The following is a 24,306-nucleotide window of genomic DNA, read 5'->3' as shown; positions in this document are numbered from 1 at the left end:
TGGTTGACAGGTAAACAAGTTGAGGAGTTTACGAGTTATTTCTGTTATTAGAAGACAGATAAAGAATATAGGCAATAAATTGAAAAAGCAAGCGTTAGAATATTAATATGAACAACCTAAGGCTTTTACATATACTTCGCAAACATCGACAGAATCTTCTGTTAGCTGTTGGTATCACCTTGATACTAATGTCATGCGGAATAGATAGAAATATAAAGAAAGGCGAGAAACACCTTTCCTTGGGCGAGTATTATGACGCTGCGAACCAATTTAAAACAGCTTATCAACGTACTTCGCCTAAGGATAGACGCCAACGTGGAGAACTTTCTTTGAAGATAGCTGAGTGTTATGAGCGTATTTCGTCCTCTCAACGAGCAATATCAGCTTATAGAAATGTTATCCGCTATAAACTGGATAATGGTGAGACGCATAAGCGTTTGGCTGATAATCTAATGAAGGAAGGTAGTTATTCGGAGGCTGTTAAGGAGTATCGCATTGCGCTTGATTCAATGCCTAACAATCAATTGATAGCTCAAGAACTTCAGGCTGCATCAATAGCTGCAAGCGTAAAAGAGCGTGGTTCAAAGTATATTGTGAAGCGTATGGACGTGTTTAACTCACGTCGACAGGATTATTCGCCAATGCTTTTCGGCGATAAATACGAACAGCTTTACTTTACTTCTACACGAAATGAAGCCAAAGGTGACGAATTGAGCGGTATTACTGGTGCAAAGGCTGGTGACATCTTTCTTAGTGAAAAGGATGATAAAGGCAAATGGAGTACACCGAAGGCTATAGAGTCTGCATTGAATACAGAGGCTGATGAGGGTACGCCTGCTTTCTCTGTCGATGGGAGGGAAATGTATATTACACAGTGTTTAACTGAACCAAGCAATCCTCGCTATGCCCAAATTTCAGTAAGTAATCGCTCTGATGCAGCTTGGGGAAAGGCTAATAAGTTGGAAATTAGTCGTGATACGCTATCGAGTTTTGCACATCCTGCTATCTCACCAGATGGTAATTGGCTTTATTTCACCAGTGATATGCCTGGTGGAAAAGGTGGTCTTGATATCTGGCGTGTACGTCTGACAGGCGGTACAACGGGAGGTGTTGAGAACCTCGGAGAACCAATCAACACCCCAGGAGATGAAGAATTTCCTACTTTCCGACCAAACGGTGACCTTTATTTCTCAAGTAATGGACATGGTGGTTTGGGTGGTCTTGATATCTTTATAGCTAAGGTTGGCAACGATCGTCGCTACCACTTGGAACATCCAGGATATCCTCTAAACTCACAAGGTGATGACTTTGGTATGACTTTCGAGGGCATTCATAATCGCGGTTTCTTTTCTTCAAACCGTGGTGATGGTCGAGGTTGGGATCATATCTATAGCTTTGAACTCCCTGAAGTCATTCAGACAGTGAAGGGATGGGTCTATGAAATGGATGGTTATGAGTTGCCAGCTGCACAGATATTTATGGTTGGTGATGATGGAACTAACAAGAAGTTAGCTGTCAAAGGTGATGGTTCTTTTGAACAAGAGATAAAGCCTGGCGTTAATTATATCTTCCTTGCGACCTGCAACGGCTACCTAAATCATAAGGAGGAGATTAAGGTTGGGAATGTAGATGATTCTAAAGTATATACCCTTCAGTTTGCTTTAGCAGGTATAAACGTACCTGTGTTGATAGACAATATCTTCTATGACTTTGATAAAGCGACGCTTCGACCAGAATCAGAGAAGGCTTTGGACGCTCTTGTCAATCTTCTCAAGGAGAATCCTAACGTAACAATAGAACTCTCGGCTCACACCGATTACCTTGGTTCTGCTGATTATAATAAACGTCTTTCACAACGACGTGCAGATGCCGTAGTGGCTTATCTCACTGCACATGGTATCGTTCGTGACCGCCTTACACCAGTTGGATATGGTAAAGAACGTCCAAAAAAGATTCGTAAGAAGGTTACCGAGAAGTACCCTTGGCTAAAGGAAAACGATGTTCTCACTGAAGATTTCATCAAGAAACTCGATAAGGAGAAGCAAGAAATAGCCAATCAATTGAACCGCCGTACTGAGTTTACAGTGCTTCGAACCACATATGGTATGTTTGATGAGAAGGGAAACCTTAAGCAACAGCCAAAAACAAAGAAAAAAGAAAGTCTTGATGATGATGGAATGATTATCATTAACATTCCCTAAACATATGATAAAAGATAAGAGCCGACAATGTCAGGCAGCACAATCTCCTTGTTCCTTAGAGCCAGACGGGCAAGAAGTAAGGACTATAGAAGAAGTTGAAGAAAGACTTCCTCTTGCCTTTACTGATTATACTCGTAGTCTTTTTGGTGATAACCTTTATCATACATTCCTAAAAGGATTGGGAGAAACAGCACCGGTGAGTATACGTCTTAATCCCTTTAAGTTGGCAGATGGAACTCATAAAGTTAATCCAGAGTTGAATCCTCATCCTATTCCTTGGTGCAAGGATGGCTATTGGTTGGATACAAGACCTAACTTTACGTTTGACCCACTACTTCATGCTGGGGCTTATTATGTGCAAGAAGCATCATCTATGTTTCTATCTCATGTATTACAACACTTGGTAAAACAGCCAGTTATGGCACTCGATCTCTGTGCTGCACCAGGTGGTAAAACAACTTGCGCACGTGCATCCTTACCTGCAGGTTCCTTTCTTTTCTCTAACGAGCCGATAGGGAAACGTGCACAAATATTGGCAGAGAACGTTCAAAAGTTTGGTCATGAGGGTGTCGCTGTTACGAACAATTACCCTCGTGATTACAAAAAGACAAAGCTTGGTTTTGATGTTATTATAGCCGATGTACCCTGCTCTGGTGAAGGAATGTTTCGTAAAGATCCACAATCAATAGAGGAATGGAGTCTACAGAATGTAAAGAACTGTTGGCAACTTCAGCGTAGTATTATTGCTGATATATGGGACAACTTAAAACCTGGAGGTATTCTTATTTATTCAACTTGTACTTTTAATGCACATGAAGATGAAGAGAATATTGCGTGGATTCTCAACGAATATGATGCTGAACTCCTATCTGTGCCTACAGAAGAGACATGGAATATAACAGGTTCACTCATTGATAACCCACTTAAAGACGGTCGGGATTTCCCCGTCTACCGCTTCATCCCTGGTAAGACACATGGAGAAGGAATCTTTATGGCTATCATTCGTAAGCATGGAGAGAACGAGGCGCTTATCAATAAGACAACTATTGATGTTGATAAAGCAATCACAGAAGCTCGTAAACATCTTCGTATTCTCTCGCATGGTGTAAAAGAAGGAATGCAAAAAGGGAAGAATGTTATCCCTGACCATACATTAGCACTCTCCTTTTCAACTGATAAATCGGCTTATCCTAATGTAGAGGTTGATTATCAAACAGCTATCGCTTATCTTCGTCATGAGGCTATTGTACTATCTTCTGATGCTCCACGTGGTATTGTTCTGCTTACTTACAAAGGCTATCCAATAGGCTTTGCAAAGAACCTCGGAAACCGTGCAAACAATCTTTATCCACAAGAATGGCGCATAAAGAGTACACATATACCAGAGGAACCTATGGTACTTTTATAATGTAAATCTCAACAATAAAAAACTTGAAAGCAATATATCCCTACAATATCTTAGAAATAAACAAACAATTATGCAACAATATTTAAACCTACTCAACCGCATCCTCACAGAAGGAACACAGAAAGGTGATAGAACAGGAACGGGAACTTTGTCCATTTTTGGGCATCAGATGCGCTTTGACTTGCGCGATGGTTTTCCACTGTTGACAACTAAAAAACTTCATCTGAAGAGTATTATTTATGAATTACTTTGGTTCTTACGTGGTGATACGAATGTGCGCTACCTACAAGAACATGGTGTAAGGATTTGGAATGAGTGGGCTGATGAGAATGGTGAATTGGGTCCAGTCTATGGTCATCAGTGGCGTTCATGGCCTGATTACAAGGGAGGTACAATCGATCAGATTAAGAATGTGGTGGATATGATCAAGCATAATCCTGACTCACGTCGTATGTTGGTCACAGCATGGAACCCTGCTGAGGTGGATGATATGGCTCTCCCACCCTGCCACTGTCTCTTCCAATTCTATGTTGCAGATGGTAGACTATCTCTCCAACTCTATCAGCGTTCGGCAGATAGCTTCCTCGGTGTACCTTTTAACATTGCGTCATATGCTCTCCTGTTGCAAATGATTGCACAGGTTACAGGTCTTGAGGCGGGTGAGTTTATCCATACAACAGGTGATACACATCTCTATCTAAACCACCTCGAGCAGGCTAAACTCCAGCTTACTCGTGAGCCACGTCCACTGCCAAAGATGAAGATTAATCCTGATGTAAAGGATATCTTTGATTTTAAGTATGAAGATTTTGAACTGATTGGTTACGATCCGTTGCCCCACATTCCGGGAGTAGTTGCAGTGTAAAAGATAGCCTCCCCCAACCCCTCCGAAAGGAGGGGAGTGCAAATAGGAAGTAGCTATTCTATTAACTTTGTAGTAAAGTATATTAGTCAAGAACGTTAAACCCTTCACCAAATTGATTGTTAAATCAGTACTCCCCTCCTTTGGAGGGGTTGGGGGAGGTCCCAAAACACCATTATGGAAATAAATATCATTGCTGCAGTAGCAGCCAATCGTGCCATTGGTTATCAGAATGATATGGTCTATTTCATTAGAGAAGACCTTAAGCGTTTTAAGCAACTAACAACAGGACATACTGTTATCATGGGGCGTAAGACCTTCCATTCATTACCAAAAGGTGCTCTGCCTAATCGTAGAAACATTGTACTCAGTAGAACGGAAACAGATTTCCCTAACTGCGATGTCTACTCTTCGCTTGAAGAAGCGCTTAAACATATTGGGACAGAAGAAAAGGCATTTATCATTGGTGGAGCCAGTCTTTATAAAGAGGCGCTTGCTATAGCAGACCATCTCTACCTCACAGAGATAGCTGCTACTCCTCCACAAGCAGATGTTTTCTTCCCAGAATATAATGATGGTACGTGGGTTGTAGAATCATGTGAGGAACATCCTGCTGCTGATGACAATCCTGCATATGCGTTTGTAAACTATGTAAGGAAATAATCTTCACCCCAAACTCCTGTCCTCCAGAGAGGAGAATAACAAGAATTGAGTTGTATAGTAACATAACTAAATATACAAGATAACTCATTTTTAAAAGCTCCTAACATAGGAGCTTTTTGTATAAAAGTTTGTTTCCATCTTACTATTTGTCTGATATTTTCCATAGTTGTAATTCTAATACATACTCTTTTAGCTTCTAAAAGATGCCTAATTGCCTTTCAATAGATGCCCTTTTGAATGCTAACTAACGCCCTTTTGAGCCCTTACTAAGCACCTTTTAAAATACAAGTTTATAACTTATCTGTATTGCTGTAAGTTACAAACGCATAAGAAAGAAGTGTTTTTTGATTAAAAAACATTCTCTACTTTGATTATTTTTGTAAAGTCTTTTTGTTTGCTCATAGTCGTTTAAAAGTACTTTTCTGACTCTCTACAGCTTTCTTTGAAACGGTAATATTCAATGTGTTTGATATTAAAGAATATGTGTACTTACCATTAACACTACATTTGTTAGGCATCAACACCATATGTGTTAAGCATTAGCACTATATGTGTCTGGCATAAACACGTAAGTAAGAATTGATGTTACATCATATTATAGTTATCATCTTAAGGAATAATAAGATATAATTAGAACTATTCAGCCCTGCTAATCTGATTAGCAGGGCTGAATAGTTGAAAATCAAAAAGATTAGAATGGCAAACCAATCGCTAAGTGGAAGGCTTGTGCATCCTTAAATTTTGATATGTTATAGAAACCAGTCTTGCCAGTTTCATAAGGTACGTGTAAGCCAAGTCCCCAATCAAGACGAATCATGAAATAGCCAATATCATAGCGTAAACCAACTCCAGTACCGAGTGCCATTTCATTTAATATATTCTTAAACTTGAAATGTCCTTCTGGTCGACCCTCATCATAGTGCATTGTCCATACATTACCAGCATCGAGGAAAACGGCACCATAGAGGGAGCCCATAAGGTGAGGACGATACTCAAGGTTGAGCTGTATTTTGATATCACCTGTCTGTTCTACGTATGAGCGTCGACGCTGTGTTGAGCGATAGCGTCCTGGACCAATCTGGCGGGCATTAAACGCACGGATGCTATTGGCTCCACCTACATAAAACTGTTCTGTATAAGGTGCAAATCTACTGTTGCCATACGCCCATAACGTTCCTAAATTGACGTGGGCTGCAATACCACTCTTCTCTCCAAGACTCCATACTTTTGTAAGATTAGCATCAATCTTCACAAATTGTGCAAATGGATTCTTAAAGAGTTTCTTGTCTTTTTCGCTCCAACGTCTACCAAAGGCAGCGTAACCTGCAGACAAGATGTTTGAAGCTTCACTAACCGTTGTCCATATTTTAATTGGACTCTTATAACGTGCTGGGCTCATAAACGTATGTTGGAACATCATCTTTGGAATGAACTGGTCTGCCAATGATACCTCAAGATAAGGAACACTATCTATCAATTCAAGATAACGGTCGGTCACGTTATGCATATACTCATAAGTCAGTGTCAAAGGAGAGAACGAATAGCTATTACGCTCGTTTGGCTGCCACTGGTATGTTAACTCGCCTGACACAACATGACGCTTGAAATACTGAGAACGGTTCAACACATCAACAGAAGCTTTAAGGGTCGTTGATGGTGTTGTAAAATAGATGCGTGGTCCCTTAGGAATATATACAAGTCCCTTTTCTGCAGCTTCTGCAGTCTTCCTTTCTTCACGTTCCCAACGCTTTCGTGGCGGTGTAACGAATGGATTGACAAGGCGAGGAAACTGTAAACTGGCTTCAGCACCATACTCGTAGTTATTCAATCCAAGACGGTCATTGCCATTATCATCAGTGCTTGCAGACCATTCATAAGAGCCATGTACGCGTAGGTTAAGTTTTTCACCACCACGGAATACATTACGTTTTGTCAGACCAATAATAGCCTCTGGACCATATCTGCCACTTGTTTTCCCTTTTCCGTAAGCCTCAATATAGAAGTCATAAGGCTTATCAAAGATACAATTAATGACCATATCTAAAATATTACATGAATCAGTACTATCACGTGGAGTGAATGTAAAGTTCGTAGCAGAGAATAGTCCACTACTATTCAATTGCTGCTGGCTTTTTTCAAATAGTTCGTTATTATACACAGTACCCGGCCATATCTTTAAATCATTAGCTATGGCGCGTAGACGGAGTGGCATGTGCGAACCATTGTAATTCACAATGACATCACGGAAGCGCTTGTGCTGAGTAAGAGAATCTATCATCTGACGCTGTAGGTTGATGTTAATGGTTCCTATTGTCCATTTTCTCAATGCTTTATCACTTACTGAATCCGCCATCTGCAGACGAATAGAAGCTAAGCCATAAGCCTTCGTTGTGTCAGCAAGATAACTCGCATCGTTATTCTGATAATAATAATAACCATTATTACGGAACAAATCAGTTATTCGCTTGCGTTCTTGTTCAAGTGTTGCTACATCAAAACCATCTCCCTTGCGGATAATTGCTTTATCAAGATTGGTTCTTATCAAACTATCTGCTGAAGGTGGAAAGTTGGTGTATTGTACGCTATCGAGCAACCACAGACGTCCCATATCAACAGCATACTGTAGTCGCATCTTCTTTGGATTACTCTGTGCAAGCTTCTCATAGCTTATCTTTCCTTTGAAATAACCACGTTTACGTAAGAGATTTTCACCAACCGTTACGCGCAAATCAGGTGTTGTTGAACTCATTAATACCGGTGAAGAGCCAAATGCACGTACTAACCAACGACTGAGTCCAGTTGTATCTTGTGAGAAAGCATTCCATATCCATAACCCGATAGGGAAAGGAGAACGCATACTGGGGCTACCCAACCAAGCGGCATTAGGCTTAGTTGCTAACACAAGATCCAACTCTTCTTTCACATCATTGAAGTGTTGATTTTCTTTGTAATTACTGTATTTTGTCGGCTCCATACCTGTATATAAGTATTCACCATTAGGGATGGCAGAAGTCGTACTACAGGCAACAAGTATGAATAAGAATGCCATAAAAGCAAATAGTTCTATGACTCCTTTTCCACCTGTTGTTCTTATATATTTATTTCTTTTTGTCATTTACAAAGTTTATTAATGTATCTCGTTTAGGCTTCTCAGTCTGTGGTGCTACTACTGGATTATCTTCTTTAGAGCGGAAGATATCCTTGAAATGACGTAACTTACGACGCCACATGAAGCCAGCACCAAACTCACTCAAGTTACCTTCTAACCAATCGTATGCCTCACGCTCATAGTAGAGTTTCAAATACTTGGTTTCTTTTTGGTTTAGACGATATTCAAGCGAGAAGTTATCGAAGTAAGCACCATTATCTTCAGAGAACTGTGAACCTGTTGAAACTCGTCCACCCATAATGATACGTAGGCGATTATTCCACAGACGTTTTGAGAACTTGAAGGTATAGTCGGTGTGTAAGTTGCCATTCACATCGGCAGCACTTTCCATATTGGCAGTCAAGTCAAGTCCCATAGAGTTAAGGGCTTTACCCGTAATAGAGTTAACCTGTGTCTGTAGGAAGCCTGCTAATGCACCATTCATGGCTGTATTGGCGCTTGCTGAGTTATTGCCATCAAAATACATACCCGATGCCAACATCATAACTGCAAGTTTTGAACGTTCCTCAACACTCTTGATATTAAGAATATTCTGCATCTCTTGATCCTCTGGGGCGGTGATGATAAACTCAACTCCAGGTTTAGGGAATTGCTTGCTAAGGCTTACACCACATTCAAAATCAATGATTCTACCTTCCCCAGAACCACTGGAAACACTTGTTCTTACTACTTCTGTTGCTGTAATTTTAAGTGTAGGCTTCATAGGATCACCCGTAAATTCAAGATAACTTCCGTCTTTAATGTTGAAAGTGCGGAGTGGAATAACTGGCAGAGAGTATTTCATCTTACCATCACTCAACGTATATCTACCTCGAACCTGCACACCATTGGTTGGGTCATAGTTAAGAAGTAGATTGCCACCACCTACAAAATCGACATAATTAGACTGGTCAGCATTCAACGCACATAATACATGTGCCTGCTCATCAATATTTACACTAAGCCCCATTGTAAAGCCAGTAATATCTGGACGTTTGACAACATTAACCGTAGAATCATTGAAGTTAGTGAACTGAACGAGGTCTTTCAAATCGTCATCAGTAGATAATGTACCATCGCGTACTACGTATGTGACATCTGTATTACCTAAGACATCAAGCTTTCCAACTAACTGTAAGTTGTTTAAAAGGCCGTTTATTCGTCCTGTAAAGTCAACGAAAGCCTTTCCATAAACTTCTGAACGAGGATTTTTCTTCGCATCAATAATCTGGAAGTCCTTAGCTCTCATTTGCGCATCAAGCTGCATCTTATTAAGATTAGAGAAATCTAAGTAGCCCGATATGTCGAGTGGTGAACCATTACTTGCAAAGAGTTCGAAGTTTTCAAACTGAATATGGCTATTGTGTATTTGGACAGGATCATCTGCAAAGCGCATCCTTATGCCGTAAGGTGCACTCACCAAATAAGTTGAATCAAGATAAACTTCACCATTGATATCCAACTTCTTCAGCGGCCCTTTTACTGTTAACGTTCCTTCTCCTACTCCATCGAGGCCTACAATTTGGTCAGGAACAAAGCCATTGACGTAATTCAGTGGGAAACGATTCATCTCTAAAGTAGCATCAAGTTCTCCAGCCCCCTCATTATTATAGGTACCCGAAAGTGAACCGACTTCCTTTCCGTTTTGTGTTATTATACCATCAACATAGTGAGTACCATCTCCCTTAGGCATATAAACAAACTGTGTGCCCACATCTCCCATAGGACTATTCTCATAAACAAGCTTCTTAATAGTCATATCGCTTGATATCGTGAGTTCCTTTTCAGTCTGAACAAGGTGATAGTCACCGTCCAGCATACCCGACAACTTCGGCGTAAATGGTAAGACTTCAAACAAACTACCCAACTCAAAGTGGTTCATTGAGAGTGTAACATTTTGTAATGAAGTAGAATCATTATCTTCTGTTGATACGAGCATACCAGTTCCGTCAGCTGCTTCCAGACGAAGATTGGCAGATAGACGACGGTCACGTCCAATGTAGATATAGTTGGAATCATTGACAGTAAATGACTTATAACCTAAGATAGATTGAGGAGAAGTAATAGAAAGTTCTATTCCCCTACCCTTCATAGCAGCCTTCATCGCTAAGTCGAAACCAGTCTTACCCTTATTATCAAGGATGGTTGCATGTGTCTTCAAACCATGTTCATAGAGCGCACCCTGCAAAGATCCATGATAAGGATATGTATTATTAGGGCTATTTATTACAGATAGCGTATAGTTCAACTGTCCATCAATACTGTTAAGGTCAGCCCTAATACTGTCGAGAAGAATATCATTATATACCAAAGAATCAATACTAATTCTTCCATCGAGTCCCTTTGTTGGTGATGATGTCAGGTTAATATCTGCCTGACTAAAGGCATATCCATCTCGTGCTAACAAGTTAGAGAATAAATTATCACGTCCACTGCGGAGCGTAAAGTGTCCTGTTGGTAACTGACGGAGTATAGCAGACTGATCTATACGACGATTAGTCAATTGCTCACGTACAGTCTTATAGATTCGCTTTCCACTTTCTGCCAATTGGTTGACACTACTATTAAAAGCTGTACTGAGATGGAAGTCTCCACCATTCAGAACTGCATGCACTGTATCACGACGACTCATAAGGTCAACATTTACATCACCAGGAGTATAAGTACGGTCTTTTTCGGTAACACGAAGATTGCCAATCAAACCACGAACATTCAAATTATCTTTGCCAGACATTGCAAATGAGGTGTTAGTAGAGAAACTACTTGTCATCGCTTTGTCTACAATTCCTAATTGGTAAAGGTCTACACGTGGGAAAACACCATTTATTGAACCTTCAATTTGATCACCACGCATGGTTGCATCAAGATTGAAATTACCTTCAGCTAATGGTAAACGCTCTCCCTTACGTTGTTCGCTTAGTAATAAATTACCCACATTTCCACTTACAGTATAGTACTTCTTCATATCTGAACGAAGCGTAATGTCTGTATTAGCAGATGTTATATAATGCTTATCTATAAATCCAAAAGCCTGCAAATCAGCTTCTGATAGATTTCCTTTTATGTGAGTGTCAAGGCTACCTGGGCGTACATCAGCTCGCATATCAAAGTTTCCAGCTGCTAAAAGTCTACTTTTCTTTCGTCCTTCTTGCAGAAGGCGGAACGAACGAAGTAGACCACTGACATGATGAATGTTCTTCATATCAGAGCGTACATCAACATCAGCCCATGTAGAAACTACATATCTTTGATTCATTACGCCCATGGCGTGCAAGTCAACACGACGTAACCAACCACGTAGATGACCATCCACAAGTTTTGTATTAACTCTGCCTTTATAAGTGAAGTCGCCACTTATCATTCGGTTCGTACTCTTTACATGAGCCGAAAGTTGCTCTCCATGTTTTGAAATGTCTCCATTCAAGCCATCCAATACGTAGTTACCATATTTGAAACTACGAATACGAAGGCTGAGATTGGTTGATGATTTTGGATTTAAGAAGTCTGTGCCTCGTCCTTGCATCTTTATTGTTCCGGAGAAAGCTGATAAACCCATATGGGGTAAGAAACGATGAACAGGGAATAAAGTTGCATCTGCTGTAATACGATATAGTTCTGTTGCTGTATTATAAGCACCATTCAATCGAATACGTCCGCCACCTTGTGTCAACTGTATGCTACCTGTGTACAGTGTTTTACGCACATGAATATCACCATTTATACCTACTCCATGTGGGAAAGCTATTGTCTTGCGCACATCACGTGGTAATAATTTAGAAACAAAACTAAGATTACTTGCTGTTCCTTTAAGTTTTAAGTCGCTGCGAAGATGACTAACTCCAGACATCATATCAGCTATCCATCCTGTTCCTGTAATGTCAAAATAGCCTGGCATAGCTAAACGAAGCTGTTTAAAAGCTGCTGAACGAAGATTTCCATCCAGTTGACCCTTTATGATGATACTTTGATTAGGAATAGCCTGATAAATATTCTTTGGTACGGAGGTTAGGAACGGGTGCAAATCTTCCAGACGTAGAAAACCATCTAACTGAGTAGATATCTGCCCTGGATTCTTATCAGCAAAGGCATTCATATCCATCGTAAACCGTCCAGAAAGCTCAGTGTTAGGTAGTCGGAAATACAAATCAGGTAGATTGATACTTGTAGAATCCATAGAAAATGGTCCACTGAAATCCTTTACTATCAGTCCACTCTTTTCCTTCATATTAGCTGTACGAACACGTAATCGAATCTTTGGAGCAGCATATAGGAAGGAATCTATACCCAAATTAACATCTTGCATGGCTATATGTGCTGCATCAAAACCTGTCTTTGCATGGCGTACATAGTTTTGATTATAACTAAAATCACCGCCTTGCCAATCTACGTTTGCAACCTTGTATATGTTGTCATGTAATAGAAGTTCTGCTCCGTTAGCTGCTGCTTTCTTGAAGTTAGCACGAACACTCATTGTGTCGCCAGGCATATGGAGGCGAAAATCTGTTTTTGTAAGATTAAGTTTATCTATATTAATACGCCAAAGTGGCTTCTGTTTGTTTGGATCTTCGGGTACAGTATCGCCCAAAGCAATATCAACCCATCCCCCTTCTATATCTGCTTTATTTACACGAACAGAATCACCAACAAGGTTAACTGCATGGCTAACAATATGCAAGCGTTGCAAATCACCACGAATACGCAGGTCACCAATAAAGTTGACGGTATTTGCTTTGAGTTTTGTAAAGGTTAGTTCGTTTACTTCTACCCTACTTTTAAGCAATGGCAATAGGTCTACATTAGCCACCAAGCGATGTACATCTGCCACCGTATCTTTCTTATTAGGGATAGAATCATTCGGGCGAAGCATCTTTAGACCATCTAACTGAAGATCTAAAGGAAAAGATAGATTGACCCTATCGATGCTTACCTCCATTCCAGTCTTGTCTGAAACATAGGCTGCCACATGCTTTACAGCCCAATTTTGAACGGGTGGACAATATAGTAAAGCTGCGAGGATAAGAAACAGAATGACAGGTATTGCTACAATTGCAACCAGCCATTTCAAGCTCCTATTCATATTTAAAATGTTAGTCATTAACAACTTTCTCGAGAAAATATCCTTAATAAGTAGGATTAATACGTTAGTAAACTCATATAATTACCTGCAAAGTAACACAAAAAAAATGGAATAGAAGAGTTTAAAAAGGTAAAAAAGCAAAAAGAGAATGGGATAAAATAAGGTTCTCCTGATTATTGTCTAATCGCCTTTCGTATTGCTTTAATAGAAAAACGGAAATTAGATATAAAACAAACAAATAGCCAATATTGTTAATTAGTTTTTTTCCCTATATCTTCCTATACTAAAAACCGATTCATTATTATACCCCGAAAATACAGATAAAGGGATGATATTATATTTACAAAAAAATATAATAAACACATATAAGTAATGATAAAAATGCTACCAAAAAGAAAGTCTACAACAAACAGTAAATCAGCTGGTTATAAAGATGTGTTTTAAAAGGTGCTTAATTAGACTTCAAAAGGGCGTTAGTAAGATCTCAATAGGGCACCTTTTACAAGCCAATTAGGCATCTTTTAGAAGCTAAAAGGGCATGTTTTGGTTTTGAATTGCGTGAAAATAGTTTACAAACACTACGTAGCTTGACGTCCGAAAAAATAGATGAATGAAAGCCTGATGTCAACTTGTTAGAATTTCATTTCAGCAACTCCTTTAGTTTAGTCCATACTTTCAACTTCTCTTCGAATGTCATTCGGCTATAGGCAGAAGACATTGATGGAAAGACATAACATGGTATATTAACTTTGCCAATTGCCTTTAGGAAAGCCTTATATGCTTTTTGACCATTAAAGATAAGGTATTTAATGGATTGATATTGATTCAGTAGGTCTTTTATCTCATTAGTAGAAGGATTGCCGATGAAGCCTGTATCAAGACTACCTTTTCTTAAACCTTCCTTATAAACATCCCACAGCCCTATACCGATTTTGTTAAGAAATGAACGGCTCTTTTCTAATCTACTTGTTGAATTGAAAAGATTATTGATAATCTTCCAAAACGTATTGCGTGGATTAAGATAGTAGGACTGCTGCTGGATAGAAATATCTCCAGGCATAGTACCTAAGATGAGTACCTTGGTTTTCTCATTTACCCATGGAACAAGTCCCTGTTTAAAATTAGAAGACATATCTTGAGAAACTGATGGCAAATTTTCTTTACATTTGCTTTTGGGAAATGGTGAAGAGGTAAACTGACAAAGATTAATTGACGATTTATTCTTTTGACTATCAGTGAAGTCTAAAGATGTTTTAAGGCGTATTTTACCGTCTTCAATAATAAAAAGCTGTGGATATTTTCTTGCACGATCTCTTATCTGTTTGGCTGGAGCCATAGAACCTGCCTGTTGCAGATATAATTTCTTGTCAAATATTTCCTGGGCTATTTCAGCAGAGCTCATCGCGGAACCATAGCCTTCTAATACGTAAATAATAGCTTCATGTAAAGTCATATCAGTCTGTTTTTTTATTCAATTCTGTCATTGTATAATCTTTCTGTTATCTAACCTTGGTAGTATTAATAATAGATTTTGTGTCCTATATTTTTATCTTTCCTAAATTGCGTATCAATCAAAAGACAATTTCTTCAGTCGAGTGCGTAGTTCTTCTGCCTGCCCTTTTCTGATAGAAAGAACAACTTCACAAGTATTGTCAAATACTTGATTAACAATGCGAGGATTCATTTCCTTAATGATTCGCATAACATCATTCATCATCGGATAAGTAAATGTATATTTCACTTCCTCCTCAATGAATTTTTCTTCTATCTCGCTATTTGATAATGCATCTGCTGCAGCCTCACGGTAAGCAACAATCAAACCACCAGTACCGAGGTTTATACCTCCATAATACCGAATAACACAAATGAGTGTATTTGTTAATCCGTAACTGTCAATCTGTCCAAGAATAGGCTTACCTGCTGTTGAAGACGGTTCTCCATCATCATTTGCTCGGAATTCAGTACCATCAAAACCTACTCTATAAGCATAGCAGCAATGGCGAGCATCATAATACTTCTTTCGATATTCTTTTACTATCTCTAACGCCTCTTCGACAGAATCAACATGATGCGCAAAAGCGAGGAACTTACTCCGCTTTTCAGAGTAATATCCCTCGCTAATCGCTTTCTCTTTTATTGTCTTATATTTATCGCTATCCATTCAATTTATGTTAATCTTGCATCAATCCAGCTTATGGATGACAAGACCAGAACGAAGTTTTGGTTCAAACCATGTTGCCTTAGGTGGCATAATCTTTCCACTATCAGCAATATCCATAATCTGCTGCATTGATACAGGATAGAGTGCCAATGCCCAACGCATTTCACCACTATCAACACGACGCTTCAGTTCTCCAAGACCACGCAGACCACCAACGAAATCAATACGTTTGTCTGAACGGAGGTCTTTAATGCCCATTAGTTCGTCCAAAATTAATCGACTTGAGATGTCAACATCAAGAACACCAATAGGGTCATTATCATCGTATGTACCAGGTTTAGCAACCAAGCTATACCAGTTGCCGTCAAGGTACATAGAGAATTCATGCAACTTTGTTGGGCGATATTCATCTTGTCCTTTCAGCTCAACAGTAAAGTTCTTCTCCAAAGCTTTTAAGAACTCAGCAACTTCCATGCCATTTAAATCCTTGATAACACGATTATAGTCAAGAATCGTTAATTGACTTGCCTGGAAGCATACTGCCATAAAGTAGTTATACTCCTCGTCACCCTTATGATTTTCATTGTTCTTAGCCTTCTCTGCACCTACTAAAGCAGCTGCAGCAGAACGATGGTGTCCATCTGCAATATAAAGACTTGGCATCTTCTTAAACTCTTCAGTTATAGTCTTGATGTCAGCTTCATCTGTAATAACCCAGAACTGATGTCTGAAACCATCATCAGGTGCAACAAAATCATATTCAGGTTTTGTTGCAGCATATCGAGCCAACAAAGTATCAAGTACCTGATTATCAGGATAAGCAAAGAACACTGGTTCAACATTAGCATTACAAATGCGAACATGTTTCATACGGTCTTCTTCCTTATCTCTACGAGTTAGCTCATGCTTCTTGATATTACCAGTCAGATAATCATTAACATATGCTCCAACAACAAGACCATATTGAGTTTTGCCATTCATAGTTTGTGCATAGATATAATAATGTTCCTTATCGTCTTGGACTAACCAACCTTCATTTTGGAACTTCTGGAATTGTTCAACAGCACTATTATAAGCTCTTGGATCATATTCACTTGTGCCAACTTCAAAGTTGATTTCTGGTTTGATGATATGATATAAACTCTTCTCGTTGTCTCCAGCTTCTGCACGAGCTTCTTCAGAATCCAAAACATCGTATGGACGACTTGCGACAGACTCAACCAAGTCCTTTGGAGGGCGGATACCTTTAAAAGGTTTTATTACTGCCATAGTGTTAGTTTTTAAATAAAAATAAAAGGATTGAAAGTCACAACCTCACTTAGTAGATTAAGACAATCAACCCTTATGTATTAGAAAGTTATTTATTTACTTGGAATTTAGTATCACCTGTAGCAAAGAAAGCATTAATCTGCTTTGCTGCAGCAATACCAGCATTATTATTAGCTTCAGCTGTCTGTGCACCCATCTTCTTTGGAGTAGAGAAGTAACGTCCTTCAAATTTCTTGAATTCAGCATCAGCATCAGGCATAATATCTGTCACAAACTTCAAGTCTTCACGCTCAGCCATCAACTTCAGAAGTTCCTCCTCATTGATAACTTCCTTGCGGGCAGTATTAATGAGGATACCCTTCTTTGGGAGAAGGTTAACTAAACGATAATCAATACTCTTAACGGTCTGTGGAGTTGCAGGGATATGGAGTGACAAAACGTCACAAGTCTGGAATAATTCATCTTGTATCTTACAAGCATGAACACCCGCTGCTTCAATAGCCTCTGCAGGGCAGAATGCATCGTATGCGTACACTTCCATACCAAAGCCTTTGGCGATACGAGCTACATTACGACCAACATTACCGAAAGCAAGAATACCAAGTTTCTTGCCCATCAATTCTGTACCAGCCTTGCCATTATAGAAACTACGTACGGCATATACCAACAAACCAAATACAAGTTCAGCAACAGCATTAGAGTTCTGTCCAGGAGTATTTTCTACAACAACATTCTTCTCCTTTGCATAGGCTGTATCAATAGAGTCATAACCAGCACCTGCACGAACAACTATCTTCAACTGCTTAGCTGCGTCAAGTACTTCTGGTGTAACTTTGTCAGAGCGTACGATCATTGCATCAGCATCTTTTACTGCTTCAAGCAATTCAGCTTTCTCTGTATATTTTTCAAGCAGAACAACCTCATGTCCTGCATTCTTAAGTTCGGTTGTAATACCTTGCACTGCAGATGGTGCAAATGGTTTTTCAGTTGCAATTAAAACTTTCATAGCCTTAATGTTTTGGTTAGATATAGTAAAGTTATCGTTTAGACTCAGCAGGTGGCATGTACACCACTGCTAAGTCTAATCTTTATATATTTAGTGTTTAGCTTCAAACTCCTTCATTGTTTCAACAAGAGCCTTGCAGCCTTCAACTGTCATAGCGTTGTAGCAGCTTGCACGGAAACCACCAACATCGCGGTGCCCCTTGATACCAACCATTCCTCTTTCAGTAGCGAACTTAAAGAACTCATCTTGTAATTCTGCATACTCATCGTTGAGAACGAAGCAGATGTTCATGTAAGAGCGATCTTCCTCACACTTAACTGTACCACGGAACAACTTATTGCGATCGATTTCACCGTAAACAATATCAGCACGCTCCTTAGCAAGTTTCTCCATTGCTTCAACACCACCGTTCGCTTTAATCCAACGAAGGTTCTCTAAAGCGGTATAGATAGGCACTACAGGAGGAGTATTGAACATAGAACCCTTCTTGATATGTGTACGATAATCCAACATTGTTGGGATTTCACGTTGTACACGACCAAGAACTTCATCCTTAATAATGATGAATGTCACACCTGCCATAGAAAGATTCTTCTGTGCACCACCATAGATGCAGTCGTACTTAGAAACATCAACTGGACGGCTAAAGATATCTGAAGACATATCACCAATCAAACGAACTGGTACATCTAAATCTTTGTGATATTCAGTACCATAAATTGTGTTATTGGTTGTGATGTGCAAATAATCCAAGTCTGTAGGAACATCGAAGTTCTTTGGAAGATATGTATAGTTTTCATCTGCAGATGAAGCAACTTCAACAACATCTCCAAACAACTTAGCTTCCTTCATGGCCTTCTTTGCCCAAACACCAGTATTTAAATAACCAGCCTTCTTTACCAAGAAGTTGAAAGGAATCATGCAGAACTCAAGTGATGCACCACCACCCAAGAAAAGCACTGAATAGCCCTCTGGGACATTTAATACTTCCTTTACTAAAGCCATAGCTTCGTCCATTACTGGCTGGAAATCCTTTGAACGATGGCTGATTTCTGCAATTGAGAGACCAATTCCATTAAAATCTAAAATGGCATTTGCTGTCTTTTCGATTACTTCACGTGGAAGGATACATGGACCTGCACCAAAATTGTACTTTTTCATCTCGATTGTTTAGTTTAAGTTTGACTTATGTTTTGTAGTTATTATCAGTATTAAATATGTAATAGGTTTTGATGGTCTACGATGCGAAGATACGCTTTTATTTTTATACTTCCAAATAAAATATCATTTTTTTTATTTGCAAGATAGTATGCGTTTTATACACGTGGAGAGGGATGTTAAAGAAAAAGGTGACACATTGTATAATGTGTCACCTTACCTCTTCCACAACGGTACGAATACCCTTTATTTTTTCACCTTTAGTCAATGAAATTATTTCTTTAATCTTTGTGCGTGAAACTGCTACATAAGTAAAACGATCTTTCACATCAATCTTTCCAATTTCAGAAGACTTTAATCCGCCTTTCTTACAAAGAAAGCCTACAATATCTATTTTTGAGATTTTATCTTTCTTTCCTTTACCTATATATATTGTTGCCATACGAGGCTGAGCTGGTTTTGGTAAAGTCTCTGGTATCTTATATTCTTCATGCTCATTGGTAACATACTCTGGCAAATGTTCTTCTGGACCAAGAATGAAGAAGGTTCTTCCTTCCTTGTCCCAACGTGCTGTACGCCCTACTCTATGCACATAGCTATCTTCAGTTTCAGGGAAATGATAATGAATAATATTGTCAACATCTGGTATATCCAACCCACGTGAAGCTAAGTCGGTACTAACAAGTATTGGTGCAGAACCATTTGAGAAACGATACAGAGATGCTTCACGTTCACGCTGGTCTAAGCCACCATGGAACCAACTGATTGTAAAACCATTCTCCTTTAAGAATAAAGCTGTGCGTTCTACGGAGTCACGATAATTCAAGAATACAATACTACTTTTGTCACCTAAAGAAAGGAGAAGTTTCTTCAATACCTCAAGTTTATCCTTTTCGGGACTTGTAACTGTGTAGAGACGTATACGATCAGGAATATTCTCATCTTCTGTACGATAATCCAAATGAACGGTCCTACCCATTGATACAAAATTAGGAATAGTTTCAGACTCTGTTGCTGAAAGTAGGATTCGTCTTTCTATATTTGGTAACTTACAGAGAATACTCATCATTTCGTCTTGAAAACCAAATTCAAGACACTTGTCAAACTCATCAATGACAAGCCACTTTATCGTTTCTGCATTAATATTAGCCTTATCAAGATGATCGTTTAAACGTCCTGGAGTAGCAAAGACTATCTGAGGTTTTACATCTCTCAATACACGATGCTCTTCCATTGTTGGACGTCCACCATATAAAGGCATAGAGCGTAAGCCACTACCCATATCCTTAAGAACATTAGCTGACTGCAATGCCAATTCACGTCCAGGTACCAACACTACAGCCTGCAGTGCATCTGACGAAGCATCTAACCGCTGAATTAATGGTAGGAGGTAAGCATAAGTCTTACCTGAACCTGTCGGTGACATCACTACAACATCTTTACCCGTATGCAATACTGCATCAGCCGTAGCCTCCTGCATTGCATTGAGCGTGATGCCAAGTTTATTAAGAATATTATTATTCATCTTTATCTTTCCTTTCTCAACTTATCAATTTCATCGAATTCCTTACCCATATTCAAATTAAGGTAAATAGTATACAAAGGTGCTAACCATTTACTCTTAGCGGTAGGAGCAAGCTCTCTGTATTTCTCCATGTAGGGTTTAGAGCGCTGATATAATGTTATAATCTTTTCCTTGTTGGCACGATACTTCTGCCTATCTTTATTTAATTCTATCGCCTGATTGAAATATGCAAGTCCTATATTATAATAAGCATCAGCATAAGTGTCTTTATCTTTTATCAGCTGCTTACAAATCTCAATACATTCATTGTATCTACCAAGGTTCAGCAATGCTGTACTTTTAGCAAAACGAAACAAAAGACTTGTGGAATCAGCTTTCAAAGCACGCTCCGTGATTTCTAATGCTTTCTGATGTTCTCCAATCTTAGCATAATATTCAACCAATCGTGGGAAGAAGTAGGCAAAATTAGGATATTGTTCGAACCCTGCTTGTAGAGACTTTACATACATGGCAGTATCCTTTTTTATCAAATATGCTTCAGCCTCATACTGCCTTACAAAGTTTAGCATAGAGGTATCACGCTCTGCCTGCTCTTTAAACTGCATAATCTTATCAGCATCACTAAGCTTATAGCCACAGAACATAGCCCAATAAGCAGCATGCGGAATAAGAGCATCTTTCTGCATATAGTCATAACCTTCAAACAGAGGATGATTTGCTGATAGCAAGTAATCGCTATAATAATCAAAGGCCGTATTATAATCTTTCTTATGGATAAAATATGAACCTCCATTGAATAGATTAGGACGAATAGAGTTTAGGAAGTCTGCATGCTTAGCTCTATATTTAGCACGTACTCTTCCTTTAGCATCTGGTTGAGCATCAAGAGAATCAAAGCGTGACATTACATCATACAACTTCCTTGTTACAGTAAAAAGGGCTGCCGTGTCATACTTTTGTTTCAAATATAATTTTTCATTTCCCTGCTCATATTGTTTTGTTAATACATCACAGAGAAGGAGCCATATTTTATTATTCTTCTTAGAAGCCGAATCAACCAATAATCCACGAAGTGTGTTTTCTGCTTTTGTGAGTTCTTTTCCCGACTTTATCTGATCACGCACAGTCTGGAGTTGCTTCTTCTGAGCAACACCAGTAAGCGGAAAGAGCAGGCAGATGTATATTAAAAATAATTTTATAGACTTCACTTTTTAAAATTTGTTACAAGAGGTTCAAGTTCTTCAGCCTTTATTTTATCATTCAATATTGTATAATCCAAATAGAGAGGAGCTACCCAATCTACTCTATTCCTACGAGGGTCTTTTGCTCTCACACGTTCAAGATAAGTACGTGCTTCTGCAAAATATTTCATATACTCATTATCTGATACGTCTTCCTTTTTCTTTCTTCGTTCAGCAACAGCCTCACGTGCAGCCATACCAACAGTGTTTAGACATACACCGATATTGTAGGCAACAGGAATACTACTTGGGTCTATTTCATCCGCTTGTTTGTAAGCGTCTATAGCTTCTTCCCAACGTTCAGCATGCATGGCAATTTCACCTTTAAGAATCCATGGCACTGCTGAATTTGTATTCTCTTCAAGAATTCTATCAATAAAGTCTTCAATATTGAACTTACGTGTAGGATTCTGATAGAACTTCATTATCCATGAGAAATAAGTCTCATTAGTAGGGTCAGTACGATAAAGTCGTTGTATTACAGAAAGATAACGTAAAGAGTCTTCCTCTGTCACCATCTTACCGTGCATACACTGAGCTTTAATTTCTGCTGCTGCTTGTGCCGTTTCATCGTATTGCATAGCAATATCAGCATATTTATCAGCTTTCTCTAAGTTGTGAGCTTTTAAATAATAATAAGCAATGTAATAAGCAGCAACACCTGACTCATCGATATTATCCTTTACCAATGGAGATTTACGAGCTTTTAGATATAATTGTAAGGCATCAAGTCCTTCATTTCTCGTATAACTTCCTTTGGTAAAATACTTACCAGCATCTATCAACATTGGATGCAGAACAGCAAGACGATTCTTGTTCTCCTCCTCAAATCTTGGGTTAACTTTCCCCTTTCGATTAGGCATTCTGTCAAATTCATCACTTTTCAATGAATATTCCACACCATCAACAACAGCATTGAAAATGGCTACAGAATCCCTATTCGAATGTTTCTCAACACGGGTGAAAGCTTCTTTTGCGAGGCGGTTAAAAGACTCTGCCTGCTGATATGCTTCTTGTGCCTCTGCGATATTCCAACTTGTAAAAATAGAAATAATCAGTATTAGTACTCTTTTCATCGGCTATATTTTAGTAACACAAAATCCCCTCTAATATGATTTAACCTAATAATTCATATAAGAGGGGAATATTAAAGTCGACTTACTGCTGAACGCCAGCAATAGCTGCAGCTTCCAATGTCTCAGGAGCTTGTGCACCCTTTACGAAATAGTAGCAACCGTAAAGTGGGTAAGCCCATGAGCTCTTATGCTCTTTCATAACATCGAGATTCTTAGCTGTCTCGAGGTATGAAATTGCCTTATTGTAAACTTCGTTAAACTGAGCACGTGCAGCTGGTGACAATACACCCTTCACAGATGCTACACGGTCCTGTGCCTTATAGAACCAGCACTGACCTATAGATGCATTGATAGCAATCTTTGCATTATCATCCTTTACCAATGCCAATGCCTTAGAAAGGTAGTCAGCAGCCTTCTCGTATTCCTTCTTTTGGCTTGCAAACTGACCAAGCATTACCAACGCTCCATAGCTGTTAGGGTTCTTTGCAAGGGCAGCGTTTACGATTTCCTCTGCCTTGTCCTGCATACCAAGTGAGCTATAGATAGATGTCAAAGTTGTCAATACGGCATCATTATCAGGATCTTGAGCATAGATACCAGCGAGCTTATCTGCATAAGCTACAGAGTCTTGGCGACTATTAAGCTGTGCACCCATAATAGCCAACTGCAACTGCTTAGCATCCTTACCACGGTCCTTACTCTTTACAGCGTATTCAGCATATTTCTCAGCTTTTTTATAGTCCTTATTCTGATAAGCATAATAAGTTGCGAAGTAAGCAATCTCATTCAAGTTTTCATCCTTAGACTTATCAAATTTTGAGAACATTGGCTCATCAGCAGAGTCTACGTAACGAGCAAGATACTTATAAGCATTTGCATCATCCTTAGCACCCTGATAGAAGATACCACCATTGATAAGCTGACCACGGAGTGGATAGAGCTCATCAGCAATACCTGTATACTTAGGCTTAACCTTACCCTTTGCGTTAGGCATATTGTCATACTTAACAATCTCCTCAGCAGCATCGAAAGCTTGACCTACAGCCTCGTAGAGACCTTTCTCATCAACAGCTTTGTTACCTTCCTTACCCATTTGCTGGTTAGTCTGGTTCTCAAGCTGAACACCCTGCTCTGCACTTACCTTTTTCATAGCAAGTTGATAGAGCTTGTCGTAAGCCTTTGCCTTCTCAGCATTGTCTGTAAGTTGGCCGAGGTTAGCCTTAATGAGCTCAGCAGCCTCTGCGTAGCTCTGTGCCTTAAGGATTGCCTTCAGTGGCTCGCTGTCACCAGCGAATGCAGCAGATGTACTGAGTAACATCAATGCTGCGAACATTAACTTCTTCATATTAGTGATCTTTATTAAAAGGTTTATAAATCTATTTTAATTCATAATGCAGAATTCTATGTTAATTCTTAATTCAGAATTCATAATTCATAATTATGATTACCGTTGTTTCTATGAACTTTGAAACAAGCAACTCGTCAACTTGTCAACTCGTTAACTCGTCAAC

15 protein-coding genes are annotated in these 24,306 nt (G+C 39.2%); 4 read left to right on the top strand and 11 right to left on the bottom strand.

The features are described 5' to 3' along the window. Nucleotides 1-107: 107 nt before the first annotated feature. The 4 genes from porE to J4861_RS03835 all read left to right on the top strand — a co-directional run bounded on the left by porE (nucleotide 108) and on the right by J4861_RS03835 (nucleotide 5,134). The gene (porE, locus tag J4861_RS03850) at nucleotides 108-2,201 is read left to right on the top strand and encodes a PorE family type IX secretion system protein (protein WP_211815877.1); all 2,094 of its coding nucleotides are present in this window, start codon (nucleotides 108-110) and stop codon (nucleotides 2,199-2,201) included. 4 nt (nucleotides 2,202-2,205) lie between these two features. After that, complete coding sequence (locus J4861_RS03845; protein WP_211815876.1) at nucleotides 2,206-3,609, top strand: methyltransferase RsmF C-terminal domain-like protein; 1,404 nt, start codon at nucleotides 2,206-2,208, stop codon at nucleotides 3,607-3,609. 70 nt (nucleotides 3,610-3,679) lie between these two features. Continuing rightward, complete coding sequence (locus J4861_RS03840) at nucleotides 3,680-4,474, top strand: thymidylate synthase (RefSeq protein ID WP_211815875.1); 795 nt, start codon at nucleotides 3,680-3,682, stop codon at nucleotides 4,472-4,474. 174 nt (nucleotides 4,475-4,648) lie between these two features. After that, nucleotides 4,649-5,134 carry a dihydrofolate reductase gene (locus J4861_RS03835; RefSeq protein WP_211815874.1) on the top strand — a complete coding sequence of 162 codons (486 nt, stop codon included), beginning with the start codon at nucleotides 4,649-4,651 and terminating at the stop codon, nucleotides 5,132-5,134. Nucleotides 5,135-5,825: 691 nt separating this feature from the next. Here J4861_RS03835 and tamL read toward each other — a convergent pair. The 11 genes from tamL to J4861_RS03780 form a co-directional block, all read right to left on the bottom strand. Beyond that, entirely contained in the window at nucleotides 5,826-8,249 is a 2,424-nt protein-coding gene (tamL, locus tag J4861_RS03830; RefSeq protein WP_487247509.1) for a translocation and assembly module lipoprotein TamL, read from the bottom strand. Then, nucleotides 8,233-13,377, bottom strand: a complete 5,145-nt coding sequence (locus J4861_RS03825) for a translocation/assembly module TamB domain-containing protein (RefSeq protein ID WP_211815873.1) — start codon at nucleotides 13,375-13,377, stop codon at nucleotides 8,233-8,235. The genes tamL and J4861_RS03825 overlap by 17 nt, the downstream gene beginning before the upstream one ends. 622 nt (nucleotides 13,378-13,999) lie before the next feature. After that, nucleotides 14,000-14,812 carry a DNA-deoxyinosine glycosylase gene (locus J4861_RS03820; protein WP_211815872.1) on the bottom strand — a complete coding sequence of 271 codons (813 nt, stop codon included), beginning with the start codon at nucleotides 14,810-14,812 and terminating at the stop codon, nucleotides 14,000-14,002. Nucleotides 14,813-14,926: 114 nt separating this feature from the next. After that, entirely contained in the window at nucleotides 14,927-15,520 is a 594-nt protein-coding gene (locus J4861_RS03815) for an IMPACT family protein (RefSeq protein WP_004359407.1), read from the bottom strand. Between the two features lie 21 nt (nucleotides 15,521-15,541). Then, nucleotides 15,542-16,789: a DUF1015 domain-containing protein gene (locus J4861_RS03810; protein WP_211815871.1), complete on the bottom strand. Its 1,248-nt coding sequence runs from the start codon at nucleotides 16,787-16,789 to the stop codon at nucleotides 15,542-15,544. Nucleotides 16,790-16,877: 88 nt separating this feature from the next. Then, the gene (locus J4861_RS03805; protein ID WP_211815870.1) at nucleotides 16,878-17,795 is read right to left on the bottom strand and encodes an NAD(P)-dependent oxidoreductase; all 918 of its coding nucleotides are present in this window, start codon (nucleotides 17,793-17,795) and stop codon (nucleotides 16,878-16,880) included. Nucleotides 17,796-17,885: 90 nt separating this feature from the next. Continuing rightward, a complete protein-coding gene (gene serC / locus J4861_RS03800) occupies nucleotides 17,886-18,956 on the bottom strand; it encodes a 3-phosphoserine/phosphohydroxythreonine transaminase (RefSeq protein ID WP_013265365.1) in 1,071 nt (356 codons plus the stop codon). 208 nt (nucleotides 18,957-19,164) lie between these two features. Beyond that, a complete protein-coding gene (locus J4861_RS03795) occupies nucleotides 19,165-20,478 on the bottom strand; it encodes a DEAD/DEAH box helicase (RefSeq protein WP_211815869.1) in 1,314 nt (437 codons plus the stop codon). Between the two features lie 2 nt (nucleotides 20,479-20,480). Continuing rightward, nucleotides 20,481-21,686, bottom strand: a complete 1,206-nt coding sequence (locus J4861_RS03790; RefSeq protein ID WP_211815868.1) for a tetratricopeptide repeat protein — start codon at nucleotides 21,684-21,686, stop codon at nucleotides 20,481-20,483. After that, complete coding sequence (locus J4861_RS03785; RefSeq protein WP_211815867.1) at nucleotides 21,683-22,795, bottom strand: hypothetical protein; 1,113 nt, start codon at nucleotides 22,793-22,795, stop codon at nucleotides 21,683-21,685. Before J4861_RS03785 ends, J4861_RS03790 begins: the two co-directional genes overlap by 4 nt. 82 nt (nucleotides 22,796-22,877) lie before the next feature. Beyond that, nucleotides 22,878-24,140 (bottom strand): tetratricopeptide repeat protein, encoded by a 1,263-nt coding sequence (locus tag J4861_RS03780; RefSeq protein ID WP_211815866.1) that lies wholly within the window; start codon nucleotides 24,138-24,140, stop codon nucleotides 22,878-22,880. Between the last annotated feature and the right edge of the window lie 166 nt (nucleotides 24,141-24,306).

The organism is Prevotella melaninogenica (assembly GCF_018127925.1).
Lineage (GTDB): Bacteria > Bacteroidota > Bacteroidia > Bacteroidales > Bacteroidaceae > Prevotella > Prevotella melaninogenica_C.
Note: the sequence above shows the minus strand (reverse complement) of the source record. Positions and strands in the feature narration are given on the sequence as shown.